The sequence below is a fragment of the Deefgea chitinilytica genome, from assembly GCF_016881405.1.
Classification (GTDB): Bacteria; Pseudomonadota; Gammaproteobacteria; order Burkholderiales; family Chitinibacteraceae; genus Deefgea; species Deefgea chitinilytica.
The window spans coordinates 45,713-57,356 of record NZ_WOFE01000001.1 but is presented as its reverse complement, the minus strand read 5'-3'; the positions used below and the strand labels follow the sequence as shown (position 1 = coordinate 57,356).

The window sequence follows — 11,644 nt, the reverse complement described above, 5'->3', positions numbered from 1 at the left end:
AATTTTCTACAGGCAAAATTAAGTTGCGATATTACTACATTTAATGACAAGCAACAAAAGCAAAACCTTACAAACACATCACCCTCTTGGGCGTCGATCTGCATCTATAAACCAGCCCCATTTGCTAAAATACTTACAGGCTGAACGAATATGCAACCATAAAGCCCTACCGAATTGATACGATGCTCGTCCATGTCCATGATTTACTTGAACACTAGGTAGCACAACCAGACGATAACCAGCCCGCCAAACCTTACGGCACAAGTCATAATCTTCCAGATATAAGAAATACCGCTCATCAAAACCTTGAACTTCACGCAACACTGCTTGACGCGTAAAGAAACAGCAGCCAGAAATCAGAGCCGGCTCGAATGGCGCGCTATAGGATTGATCACGCATTTCATAGCGGTGAACTTTGGCTTGCATTTTTTTAGAATTGCCAAGAAAACGTCTACCCAACAAAATTAACGGTGTGGGTAAGGATTTTGCTAAAAATTGCCTTGAGCCATCTAAATTAAGCACATCCGGCATTACTGCGCCGCAGTCTGGATTCGCTATTAAATAGTCCATCATCGCCAAGGTCGGTGATACCTCCCACGCCAAGTCTGGATTCACGATCCAGTGAAACTCACCATGTTCGGTATTCAATTGAGCCAGAATACGATTATGGGCGGCACCGAAACCGATATTCTCACCGCAACTGAGATAGCACCAACCACGCTTTTGAACTTCACTTTTTAATTGCTCATCACCACCATTATCAAAAACAAACATTTGCGATAAAAATTGCTCTTGAGCAAGTGAATCAAACAGTCCTACTAACTCGGAAACATCCGTCTTATACACGACCAAGCCGACTGAAAATTTTGACATAAAGCGATGCAATCCAAAGCAATTCTGCAAAATAAGAATGGGGCACGTTAGGCGTGCCCCATTAATTTAATTATTGTGACGAATAAAAATTAAAATTCAAACACAGCAGCTTCACGCTGCAAGCGCGGCAAATTGTAATCGAACACTTGGCGCTCGCTAGCATCAGTTGTGACTAGTGTTGCGTGCATCATCGGCTCCTCGCCCACCACCACGATCAATCGGCCGTTCGCAGCAAGTTGCTCTTTCAATTCATTCGGCACCGTAGCAAATGAGCCAGTGGCGATAATCGCATCAAATGGGCCGCTCGCGTGCTTAGCTAATACATCACCCACTTCAACGCGGGCATTTTTGATGCCAGCGGCTTTCAATTGTGAGTTAGTCAATTCAGCTTGCGTTGCATCACTCTCAACGGCAACCACTTGCGAACAGAGACCCGCTGCAAGCGCAACAAGGTAAGCCGCACCTGCGCCAACCACCAAGAGTTTATCCGTTGCTTTCAAATCAATTTCTTGCAAGAAACGCGCTTCTACTTTGGGAGCCAACATCACTGCACCATTAGCCAATGGCAGCTCGACATCGACAAAAGCCAGCTCTTTTTTATCCTGTGGCACAAAGTCTTCACGACGCGTTTTTAGGATGCGATCAAGTACTACAGGATTCAGCACATTCCACGGGCGGATTTGTTGTTCGACTAAAAGATAACGCGCGTTTTCCCAATCCATGTTTGTTTTACCTCAAAACAAGCCGACTACGGCTGTTGGTTATTCGAATTTATCTTGCAATTATCCCACAACTCTTTTAGTTTCACATTCATGAATCGCTAGGGGTTCTAATTTAAGTCATTTTTCTTGTGTTAAATCGTCTTTTGGGGCGAATGCACTACCGGAAAACGGCTGAAATTGGATGAGAGATACCCTTGGAACCTGACCCGGTTAATACCGGCGTAGGAAAGCGAGCAGCTGCACTCTCCTGCCCTTCTCCTGCGCCAAACCCTTTTTAATATGAATTGCGCCAGCGAGCGCAACTTACTCATCACCTGATGCGTAAGGGTACTGGAGAAATCAGAATGAACGCCAAAGCAGAATTTTCCGCCGATTCGGCCGTCGTCGACGAAGCCGCGATCAAACCGCTCCCTAATTCACGCAAAATCTATGTGCAAGGCTCGCGCGCCGATATTCAAGTACCGATGCGTGAAATCAGCCAAGCGGATACGCCGCTGCAAATGAGCATCAGCGGTGCAGTTGAAAAAAACCCACCGATTTATGTATACGACTGTTCTGGCCCCTACACCGACCCTGCAGCCAAAATTGACGTGCGTAAAGGTCTAGAGCCAATTCGCGCTGCTTGGATTGCCGAGCGTAACGACACCGAAGTGTTGCCAGAACTCACTAGCGAATACGGCCGCATGCGCGAAGCTGATAAAAGCCTTGATATTTTGCGCTTTGAACTGCAACGCAAACCCCGCAAAGCGATTGCTGGTAAAAATGTGTCGCAAATGCATTACGCCCGTCAAGGCATCATCACACCAGAAATGGAATACGTGGCGATTCGTGAGAATATGAACCGTGCGGCATACTTGCAAAGCTTGCGTGAGAGCAGCCCAACGGGCGAAAAAATGCTGGCGATGATGAACCGCCAACACAAGGGGGAAAACTACGGCGCGAATATGCCCGATGAAATCACGCCAGAATTCGTGCGTAGCGAAATTGCGTGCGGTCGTGCCATCATCCCTAACAATATCAATCACCCAGAATCAGAGCCGATGATTATTGGCCGTAATTTCCTAGTGAAAATCAACGGCAATATCGGTAACTCAGCAGTCACTTCATCGATCACCGAAGAAGTCGACAAAATGACGTGGGGTATCCGTTGGGGTGCCGACACGATTATGGATTTGTCGACTGGTAAAAACATCCACGAAACCCGCGAATGGATTTTGCGCAACTCACCAGTGCCAATCGGCACCGTGCCAATCTACCAAGCGCTCGAAAAAGTAAACGGCAAGGCCGAAGACCTCACTTGGGAATTGTTCCGCGACACCTTGATCGAGCAAGCTGAGCAAGGCGTTGACTACTTTACGATTCACGCTGGCGTATTGCTGCAATATGTACCCATGACCGCCAACCGAATGACCGGCATCGTGTCACGCGGCGGCTCGATCATGGCCAAATGGTGCTTAGCGCATCACAAAGAAAACTTCTTGTACACGCACTTCGAAGAGATTTGCGAAATCATGAAAACCTACGACGTTGCCTTTAGTTTGGGTGACGGCTTGCGCCCTGGCTCGATCTGGGATGCCAACGACGAAGCGCAATTGGGCGAGCTCAAAACACTGGGCGAATTGACGCAAATCGCGTGGAAACACGATGTACAAGTGATGATCGAAGGCCCTGGTCATGTACCAATGCAATTGATTAAAGAGAATATGGATAAAGAATTGGAATGGTGCCACGAAGCGCCGTTCTACACGCTGGGCCCATTGACGACCGATATTGCCCCAGGCTACGACCACATCACCTCAGCAATCGGCGCGGCGCAAATCGGCTGGTATGGTTGCGCGATGCTCTGCTACGTGACGCCAAAAGAGCATTTGGGCTTGCCAAATAAAGCCGACGTGAAAGAAGGTATCATCACCTATAAATTAGCAGCCCATGCTGCTGATTTGGCCAAAGGTCATCCGGGCGCGCAAATTCGCGATAACGCATTGTCAAAAGCACGTTTCGAATTCCGCTGGGAAGATCAGTTCAATCTCGGTCTCGACCCCGATCGTGCACGTGATTTCCACGATGAAACCTTGCCGAAAGACAGCGCGAAAGTCGCGCATTTCTGCTCAATGTGCGGCCCGCATTTCTGCTCGATGAAAATCACCCAAGACGTGCGCGAATTCGCCGCCAATCAAGGCATCAGCGAAATCGAAGCCTTGAAGAAAGGCATGGAAACCAAATCAATCGAATTCGTCAAAACGGGTGCAGAGGTATATCACAAACAGTAATAATAAATAAGAGCTAGATAGCAATACCCCATGAAAAACGCAGCACCCAGTAATTGGATGCTGCGTTTTTTATTGGCCTTTCGGCTGTGCGCCATTTGTGATTCAACTGAAGTTTTTAATTTCACCAAGTATGCGAAAACACCACGGAAATTTCCTTGCTTTCACTCGCCCCCTTGGCGGTGCTTATTGGCCACTCTCCGACTAGACGTAGACTATTTTGCCCCGGTAAACGGAAGTTTATCGCAGCACCAGCCAACCAATTATTTAGACGGTCACCATCCTTGCGACCACCGCGAGTCACCTCGCCGCCATTTTGGTATTCCAGTGTTGCCGCCACCCAAGTCGCAGGCGTTACGCTGTAGCTAGCCATTGCCTTGGCTTTGTAGATATTTTCCTGCTCGAACGTGCCAGTTTGATAGTCGGTATTATCCGAGAACCAATTCATGCCCAGCGTGCCTTCGAGTACCCACTGATCTTGCGTCCAGCCCAATTGACACTCAGGCATCACCATCCAGCGATTATTAGTGATATTGGTCGATTGTTTTTTCTGATAAGACGCCGTCGGAATATTTACCGCAAGCGCACAACCACTACTTAAGCCGTTGCGATCATACGTTTTGAGCGCTTCTTGGCTCAAAGCAGACATCCGATAAACGCCGATACCAAAACCCAGCATCACGTCACCAATCCCATCAGCCTCTGAGCTAGGGCGGCGTGAATTTCGATATGACTCGTCGACCGTCACATAGGGCAACTGTATCGATGCATAGGCAAGGCGATCTGCTATTGAAAAATACTGTGCGTGCCGAATACTCAAACTCTCTTTTTCTTCAACCTCAATCACGCGTGGCCCGCGGGGTGATTCCTTTTCTTGCAGGCGATAACGCAAAGAAGTTCGGCTCGTATCGTCAGCCACCACGCCGTATTGGCGCGGATCAACCGCATGGGCTGCTAAACTCGACACCAGCCCCGCGACTGCGAGTACTACATTCAATTGCTTCATTTGCCGACGATCCACTCAAATACTTAATAAACCAGATGAAATAGAATAAGTACTTTACCTTATATCAGATCAAATACAGCATATAAATTGCTTTTTTCATTTTGATTCACTATGGCAAAAGTCAAAAAACGGCAATGACGAGCCCCCTGATAAATTCACCTTCACCAATAGCACCGCTAAGCCATTGAATACGTTATACTTCCGCCCCTTCGCTTACCTGTTTTGGATTGCCCCATGCTTTTGCCGCATCAACTCGAATTGCTTGCCCCCGCTAAAACCGCCGACATCGCACGCGAAGCGATTTTGCACGGCGCGGATGCGGTGTATATCGGCGGTCCGAGCTTTGGCGCGCGGCACAATGCCAGCAATCCCATCGAAGACATTGCGAGCCTCGTGCAATTTGCGCATTGCTACCACTCACGCGTATTCGTTACGCTCAATACCATCCTGCACGACAACGAACTAGAACCAGCCCGGCAGCAAATTATTCAGCTTTATGAAGCGGGTGTGGATGCGCTGATCGTGCAAGACATGGGCGTGCTGAAACTCGATATTCCACCGATTCAACTACACGCCAGTACACAGTGCGATATTCGCAATCCAGCTAAAGCGAAGTTTTTATCCGATGCAGGCTTTTCACAAATCGTATTGGCGCGTGAATTGGGCGTGAAGCAAATCCGCGAAATCAGCGCGACGATTGGCGATACCGCAACGATTGAATACTTCATCCACGGCGCGCTGTGCGTCGCGTTTTCAGGCCAATGCAATATCAGTCACGCCGCGACCAATCGTAGTGCCAACCGCGGCGACTGCTCACAAGCTTGCCGCCTTCCGTATACACTGACCGACCACAAAGGCCAAGTCGTCGCGTTCGACAAGCATTTGCTGTCGATGAAAGACAACGATCAGACCGACAATCTGGCGCTGCTCGTTGATGCCGGCGTGCGCTCGTTCAAAATCGAAGGCCGTTATAAAGACGCGCAGTATGTCAAAAACATCACTGCGCATTATCGCCAGCACCTCGACAAAATCCTCGAGCAACGGCCTGATCTCGCGCCCGCCTCAAGTGGCCGTAGCGAGATTTTCTTTACACCGAACGTCGATAAAACCTTCCACCGTGGTCATACCGATTATTTCGCAACGGAACGCAAAACCGACATTGGCGCATTTGATTCGCCGAAATACGTGGGCTTGCCGATTGGTACAGTGACACGCGTGGCCGATAAGTTCTTTGAAATTCAAATCATTGATCCGGCCGAGCCGCTATCGAACGGCGATGGTCTGAACTACATGAAAAAGCGCGAAGTGGTCGGCGTGCAAGCCAACACAGTGGAAGCCATCGATAAAGCAACAGGGTTATTTCGCGTATTCCCGAACGAACCGATAAGCGAATTGAGCGGCCTGAAAGCAGGTATTGGCATGAACCGCAATCGTGATCATGCTTGGGAGCAGATACTTAACAAAAAATCCGCTGAGCGTAAAATCGGCGTCTGGCTCAATTTGTCGGAAACCACCGATGGCTTAGCACTCACGATAACCGATGCAGACGGCTGTACGGTAACTGTTAACGCCACTATGGCGCTAGAAATCTCCAACAATCCCGATAAAGCGTGGAGTGGTCTGATTGGGGCCTTAGGCAAATTGGGCAATACGATGTTTTACGCGGAAGATGTGTCGCTCAACCTAAGCCAGCCGTGGCATGTGGCGGCCTCGGCGATCAACGCACTGCGCCGCGAAGCGGTTGAGCAACTCGAACTCGCCCGCGTTGCAGCATGGCCACGGCAAGAACGCAAAGCACCGGTCGAGCCTCCGGCGATTTACCCGGATGAAACACTGTCGTTCTTAGGCAATGTGTATAACAAAAAAGCCCGCGAGTTTTACCACGAGCACGGCGTAAAACTGATCGCCGCAGCTTATGAAGCGCACGAAGAAGCGGGTGAAGTGCCGCTGATGATTACCAAGCATTGCCTGCGGTTTTCGTTTGAACTGTGCCCGAAACAGGCCAAAGGTGTGATTGGGGTGAAAGGCCAAATCAAAGCCGAACCGATGACCTTGGCGAACGACAAAGAAAGCTACACGCTGGTATTTGATTGCAAACCGTGCGAAATGCACGTGATGGGCAAAATGAAACCGCACATTCTAAAATCACCGCCGCCGTCGATTATTCCAACACAAACGATCACTTTCCACAAAGCCAAGCCTGAGCCAGAAGGTTATAGCCACTAAATATCAAAACCGCGCCATCCACGAAAGGCAGACACACAGGCAAAAACCTCACAAGCCTTGTTAGTCTTTTCGTGCCTTTCGTGTTTTTGTAGGCTACTGGTTTTCTGTGAAACCGCGCTGCCGCCACGGCGGCAGCGGATATTTTTCGAGTAACTCTCGCACCATCTCGGTTCCTTCAGGGCGCCCGACCCAATACGCAGGAGGCGAGCCATTCAGTTCGGCGTGCGGGCAGCTGAGCCACTTCGCCACCAACTCCAAACTACCCAATTTTTGCTCAGCCATATTCAGCACCCCCAGCCACGGCAATAAAACTTGTGGCTCAAATTGCACGACGGCCAGCAAATCAGCATGCAAGTCAGGCTGACCTGCCAGCTCGCGCTCTAACAATTCAAAAAATTGACCGATTCGAGTTAAATCCATATTTCTCATTCAATATGGTATATCAATCTAAATCATTAAAATCAATGTCTCTACTGATATACCTTGATGATTAATAACGCGCCATACTCGGATCCACCACATCTGCCCACGCCGCGACCCCACCATCTAGATTAATCATATTGTCAAAACCTTGTCGCTCCAGAAACCCTGCCACTTGATAGCTGCGTACACCGTGATGACAAATCACGACATACGTTGCATCCGGATCTAAGCGCGTTTGCTCGTTCGGAATATGATTCATCGGGATATTTTGGCTGCCAGCGATATGGCACAGCGCAACCTCCCACGGCTCGCGTACATCAAGTAACAGCGGCGCGGCGCGATGGCTATCTTGTAACCACGCATGTAAATCGCTCGGGCTGATGTGTTGCATGTTTTTCCTTTGTCTAAATGAGTGTAGTTCGAATCAGAGAGAAATTCTGCTATCAAGTTCAAACATCGTAGCAAAATGAATAGGGTGATTTCACGGTAAATGAGATTAACCAGCAGTGCAAATGAATTTGTAAGCCGATTGTTTGCACATTTCCAGCTCGTTTCTCATGCCGCGAATCGGAATGATTGCAGTACCATAGCGACACCTTCCCTTTTTGAGTCTTTGCTATGACTTATTTTTACAGCCTGCTTGCACTCACGATTGGTCTGGTCGTGCCATTGCAAGCCGCGATCAATCATCAACTCAAAGCCGTGATCGGCCACAGCACCGTGCTGGCGGCGCTGGTTTCTTTTTCAGTCGGCACACTGGCCTTGTTCTGCATCGCACTGGCGACCGGACAAAAACTCACGGCCTTATTCGAGCTACCGAAAGCAGAGCCGTGGATGCTGATGGGCGGCCTATTAGGCGCGCTGTTTGTATTTGGTACGACATTGTTAGCGCCAAAACTCGGTGCGGCCACCATGCTGTCGCTGATTATCACCGGACAAATTATCGCCTCGATGTTGTTTGATCGCTTTGGCTGGCTGGCGATGCCGATTAAAGAAATCAGCTGGCCACGCCTATTGGGCGCGGCACTGGTGATTATCGGCGTGCTGCTGGTCAATTTTGGTCATGAGTGGTTCAAAGCGAAATGACGACCTCGATTCCCATTTTGGCCTTGACCGACGATTTTGTCCTGATTGATAAACCTGCCGGACTCGATTTTCATCAGAATGATGAGCAGGTCAGTCTAATTGAGCTGGTGCGCCAACAAACGGGAATAGACACGCTGCTGAGCGTGCATCGCCTCGATAAAATGACGTCCGGCTTGCTGCTGTTTGCCCGCAATCCCGAAACCGCGCGCAGCTTGGGTGAGCAATTTGCTGAACATCGGATTGAAAAATTTTACCTCGCGATCTCTGACGCCAAACCCAACAAAAAACAAGGCAAGATTCAAGGCGGGATGGAAAAAGGCCGTGGCGGCAATTGGAAATTCGTTCGTTCTGGCGGGCAATTGGCAACCACGCAGTTTTTTAGTTATGGGCTTGGCGAAGGTTTGCGATTGTTTTTGCTCCGCCCGCGCACAGGGCGCACACATCAATTACGCGTGGCGCTGAAAAGTTTGGGAAGCCCGATTTTAGGCGATAGCCGGTATGCTAGCAGCAATGCAGATCGTGGGTATCTGCATGCATACGCTATTGAATTTAACTTAGCTGGCAATACCCACAGGTATATTTGCCAACCGACTTTTGGCACGCAATTTCAATCACCAGAATGTCAAGCACAATTGCAGCAATTGCCTGCACCTTGGGATTTAGCGTGGCCCAAATAAGCTCAAATACGGGTTTTCCCGTAGCAAATTCTATCATCAAATCAAGCACTTCTAGCGCAAAGCCAACTCAGAACTTACGCCATTTTTAATGTGTGATTTTTAATACTTTTCTCGACAAAAAATCAGCTGCGAGGCTAGTCAATTTCCCTGACGCGGATTAGTATGCTGTTTGCTTACAAAGCATGCCTTTGCTAAAGCAAACCCATAACAGCACCAGCGGTGTGAACTGACCTCGGTGCCACAAAAAGGATGGAGACGTTATGTCACAGTTAAATCGTTGGATGCTCGCCGCAATTCCTGCGGCGATCTGCTCAATTCAAGTCATGGCTGCCCCTGCGTGGAATAGCAGCACAGCCTACACCGGTGGTCAAATCGTGACCTACGCCGGTCAAGATTACAAAGCCAAATGGTGGACACAAAACAATGTGCCAGGCGCCGAGCAATGGGGTCCGTGGGAACTCATCAGCAGTGGCACACCTGCACCGACGGCAACAGCTAAACCCGCCCTCGTGGCGACGGCAACCCCTGCCGCCACCTTAGCACCGACTTTAGCGCCGACCGCGGCACCAACTGCCACCTTAGCTCCGACTACTGCACCAACAACGCCACCCACAGCAGGCTGCGCCGCGACTTGGAACAGCAGCACAGCCTATCAAGGCGGCCAGCAAGTGGTCTACAACGGCAATACATTTGAAGCTAAATGGTGGGTACAAGGCACTGCACCATCGACTACCGATCAATGGGGTCCTTGGAAAAACCTCGGCGCATGCACTGGTGGCGGCGTTCAACCGACTGCAACGACTAAGCCAACTGCAACGCCAACGATTGCGCCAACCGCTACGGTTACACCAACAGCCACCAGCAAACCAACGGCAACACCTGTCGTAACGATTGCACCGACTGCAACGACCAAACCAACAGCGACACCCGTTGTGACTGTCGCACCAACACCAACATCAACACCTGTTGTAACTACAGCACCGACAGTGACGCCTGTGGTCGCCGCTTACAAACCACAAATCACCTATATCGCAGCACCAGCAGGCTACCCAACAGACGCGCAATTTACCGCCGCAGAGCAAGCGCTATACAGCCAAGCAGGCGCTGACAGCAGCACCATCGATCGGATTCGTGAGGCACTGCAAGTTCGTCCTGATAGCGTCGTCAATGCAGTTGCCGTGGGCGCAGCTACAAATCCAGACAACGTCAAACGCGTTGAGCGCGTGCTGAGCCAAGCGAAGTTTGATTACTTCTTCCCAGTGCGCAATGTGAAATACACCTACGAGAATCTGCTCAAAGGCGTGGCGAAATTCCCTGCATATTGCGCGACCTACACCGATGGCCGTGATTCGGATCTGATTTGTAAAAAACTGCTAGCAACATCATTTGCACACTTCGCGCAAGAAACGGGCGCGAACTGGCCAGCATTAACACCAGCCACCGCCCGTGGCTATGCCGATCAGAACAACGCCGTGTTGGCCACAATGGAGCAAAACACCGCGATTCCAACCTTCCGCCAAGGTCTTTGGTTCTTACGTGAACAAGGCATGCAAGAAGGTAGCGGCGTAGGTGGTTACCAAGATTGCTTTAACGGCGCAGGCGGTTCGATCTTCTCGATCTTCTACCCTTGCGGCAAAAACACCAAAGGCGAGTATTTTAGCTACTTCGGTCGTGGCTCTAAACAATTGTCGTGGAACTACAACTACGGCCCATTCAGCAAATCACTGTATGGTGACGTGAATGTACTGCTCGACAATCCAGGTCTGGTTGCCGATAGCTGGATGAACTTTGCTTCTGCCATCTGGTTTGCGGTTTACCCACAATCACCAAAACCACCGATGACTTGGGTCGTTGATGGTACTTGGAAACCGAATCAAGTCGATATCGCCAACGGCATGGCTCCTGGCTTTGGCGCGACCACTTACATCATTAACGGTGGTATCGAGTGTGGTAAAGGCTCTGAAGCATCGCAATCACTGAACCGTATTGCAGCCTACAAAGAATTCAGCAAAGAACTCGGCGTGGACATTTCCGGTGAACAGCTCACTTGCGGTACATCGAAAGGCTTTACCAATGGTTCAGCGGCAGCAACCAAAACCTATCTGGATAAAGGTTGGAATTACAACCCGAATAATCCAGGTGGCGTTTCTTGGTCTTGCCAATTGGCGACTTACCAAACGCCATTTAGCCTAGCGAATCCGGGCGACTATAAAGCGTGCGTAGACTATTTCTTCCGCGGCCAAGTGAAATTTAATGGTCAGGTGGTGGTAGACAATACCAAATAACAGCAGCGCAATTCGCCAGCAAAAACGCCGTTCTAATGAACGGCGTTTTTATTTGGGTATATCTTGCAAAGCCAGATGA

At 49.7% G+C, this 11,644-nt stretch carries 10 protein-coding genes and 1 riboswitch; of the genes, 5 read left to right on the top strand and 5 right to left on the bottom strand.

From position 1 onward, the window contains the following. Positions 1 to 78: 78 nt before the first annotated feature. Together GM173_RS00270 and GM173_RS00265 are read right to left on the bottom strand one after the other, a co-directional pair. Positions 79 to 873: a glycosyltransferase family 2 protein gene (locus GM173_RS00270; RefSeq protein ID WP_203569337.1), complete on the bottom strand. Its 795-nt coding sequence runs from the start codon at positions 871 to 873 to the stop codon at positions 79 to 81. A gap of 89 nt (positions 874 to 962) precedes the next feature. Beyond that, positions 963 to 1,595 carry a protein-L-isoaspartate O-methyltransferase family protein gene (locus tag GM173_RS00265; protein ID WP_203569336.1) on the bottom strand — a complete coding sequence of 211 codons (633 nt, stop codon included), beginning with the start codon at positions 1,593 to 1,595 and terminating at the stop codon, positions 963 to 965. 90 nt (positions 1,596 to 1,685) lie between these two features. Then, positions 1,686 to 1,840: riboswitch (TPP riboswitch) on the top strand. Between the two features lie 99 nt (positions 1,841 to 1,939). Here GM173_RS00265 and thiC point away from each other — a divergent pair. After that, positions 1,940 to 3,865: a phosphomethylpyrimidine synthase ThiC gene (gene thiC, locus GM173_RS00260; protein WP_203569335.1), complete on the top strand. Its 1,926-nt coding sequence runs from the start codon at positions 1,940 to 1,942 to the stop codon at positions 3,863 to 3,865. 121 nt (positions 3,866 to 3,986) lie between these two features. Here thiC and GM173_RS00255 read toward each other — a convergent pair whose 3' ends face one another. Beyond that, positions 3,987 to 4,868 (bottom strand): transporter, encoded by an 882-nt coding sequence (locus tag GM173_RS00255; RefSeq protein ID WP_203569334.1) that lies wholly within the window; start codon positions 4,866 to 4,868, stop codon positions 3,987 to 3,989. Positions 4,869 to 5,102: 234 nt separating this feature from the next. On the opposite strand from GM173_RS00255, the gene GM173_RS00250 reads away from it, so the two are divergent. After that, entirely contained in the window at positions 5,103 to 7,094 is a 1,992-nt protein-coding gene (locus GM173_RS00250) for a peptidase U32 family protein (protein ID WP_203569333.1), read from the top strand. Positions 7,095 to 7,187: 93 nt separating this feature from the next. Here the strand turns inward: GM173_RS00250 and GM173_RS00245 are convergent, their stop codons facing one another. Further along, on the bottom strand, positions 7,188 to 7,514 hold the full coding sequence (locus GM173_RS00245; RefSeq protein WP_203569332.1) for an antitoxin Xre/MbcA/ParS toxin-binding domain-containing protein: 327 nt from the start codon (positions 7,512 to 7,514) through the stop codon (positions 7,188 to 7,190). Positions 7,515 to 7,584: 70 nt separating this feature from the next. After that, entirely contained in the window at positions 7,585 to 7,908 is a 324-nt protein-coding gene (locus GM173_RS00240) for a rhodanese-like domain-containing protein (RefSeq protein ID WP_203569331.1), read from the bottom strand. 227 nt (positions 7,909 to 8,135) lie between these two features. On the opposite strand from GM173_RS00240, the gene GM173_RS00235 reads away from it, so the two are divergent. The 3 genes from GM173_RS00235 to GM173_RS16145 all read left to right on the top strand — a co-directional run bounded on the left by GM173_RS00235 (position 8,136) and on the right by GM173_RS16145 (position 11,565). After that, positions 8,136 to 8,603, top strand: coding sequence for a DMT family transporter (locus GM173_RS00235; protein ID WP_203569330.1), 468 nt, complete (start codon positions 8,136 to 8,138; stop codon positions 8,601 to 8,603). Beyond that, positions 8,600 to 9,280, top strand: a complete 681-nt coding sequence (locus tag GM173_RS00230) for a TIGR01621 family pseudouridine synthase (protein WP_203569329.1) — start codon at positions 8,600 to 8,602, stop codon at positions 9,278 to 9,280. Before GM173_RS00235 ends, GM173_RS00230 begins: the two co-directional genes overlap by 4 nt. 260 nt (positions 9,281 to 9,540) lie before the next feature. After that, entirely contained in the window at positions 9,541 to 11,565 is a 2,025-nt protein-coding gene (locus GM173_RS16145) for a glycoside hydrolase family 19 protein (RefSeq protein ID WP_203569328.1), read from the top strand. The last annotated feature ends 79 nt before the right edge of the window (positions 11,566 to 11,644 follow it).

Bases quoted from the DNA above. Each gene is read 5' to 3' on its own strand.
- GM173_RS00270 (WP_203569337.1), bottom strand. From the start codon at position 873: ATGTCAAAATTTTCAGTCGGCTTGGTCGTGTATAAGACGGATGTTTCC.
- GM173_RS00265 (WP_203569336.1), bottom strand. From the start codon at position 1,595: ATGGATTGGGAAAACGCGCGTTATCTTTTAGTCGAACAACAAATCCGC.
- thiC (WP_203569335.1), top strand. From the start codon at position 1,940: ATGAACGCCAAAGCAGAATTTTCCGCCGATTCGGCCGTCGTCGACGAA.
- GM173_RS00255 (WP_203569334.1), bottom strand. From the start codon at position 4,868: ATGAAGCAATTGAATGTAGTACTCGCAGTCGCGGGGCTGGTGTCGAGT.
- GM173_RS00250 (WP_203569333.1), top strand. From the start codon at position 5,103: ATGCTTTTGCCGCATCAACTCGAATTGCTTGCCCCCGCTAAAACCGCC.
- GM173_RS00245 (WP_203569332.1), bottom strand. From the start codon at position 7,514: ATGGATTTAACTCGAATCGGTCAATTTTTTGAATTGTTAGAGCGCGAG.
- GM173_RS00240 (WP_203569331.1), bottom strand. From the start codon at position 7,908: ATGCAACACATCAGCCCGAGCGATTTACATGCGTGGTTACAAGATAGC.
- GM173_RS00235 (WP_203569330.1), top strand. From the start codon at position 8,136: ATGACTTATTTTTACAGCCTGCTTGCACTCACGATTGGTCTGGTCGTG.
- GM173_RS00230 (WP_203569329.1), top strand. From the start codon at position 8,600: ATGACGACCTCGATTCCCATTTTGGCCTTGACCGACGATTTTGTCCTG.
- GM173_RS16145 (WP_203569328.1), top strand. From the start codon at position 9,541: ATGTCACAGTTAAATCGTTGGATGCTCGCCGCAATTCCTGCGGCGATC.